The sequence below is a fragment of the Crystallibacter degradans genome (assembly GCF_012952295.1).
Classification (GTDB): domain Bacteria; phylum Actinomycetota; class Actinomycetes; order Actinomycetales; family Micrococcaceae; genus Crystallibacter; species Crystallibacter degradans.
Window position 1 is genome coordinate 1 of record NZ_JABBCH010000091.1, and the last position, 446, is coordinate 446.

Sequence of the window (446 nt, forward strand, 5' to 3'; positions counted from 1 at the left end):
CGCGTTCTCGACCATCGCGGTGCAGTCCTGCGACACACCGATCTGGCCGTAAGCCGACGCCACCAACGCGGCACCAATACCGCTGGCAGCAACATCAGCCTTCGCCTCCGGCTTCGGGGCCTCCTCGGCCTTCTCAACCGGAGCAACAGCCTTCTCGGCGGCTTCCTCAACCACCGGAGCAACTTCCTCGGCCACAGCCTCCACCACGGGCTCCGGCTCTTCAACCACCGGAGCAGCCGTCGAGGTCACACCCGAACGCTCAAGATCCAGCTCAACAGCAGCAGAAGCCTGCACAGCCTCAACCTGCACCCGCGACGGCGCCGCAGCAGCAGCCTGGACCGAAGCCTCACGCTCAATATTGGTCGCCTGCGCCGGAACGCCGACAGAAAGAACCAGACCGGACGCGGCAGCAATCACAGCAGCCTGGCGGCCCACGGAACCGGCAT

At 65.7% G+C, this 446-nt stretch carries 1 pseudogene; it reads right to left on the minus strand.

The window, feature by feature from the left end:
- A pseudogene (locus HGO92_RS24940) lies at window positions 1-446 on the minus strand (NlpC/P60 family protein); the annotation flags it as partial.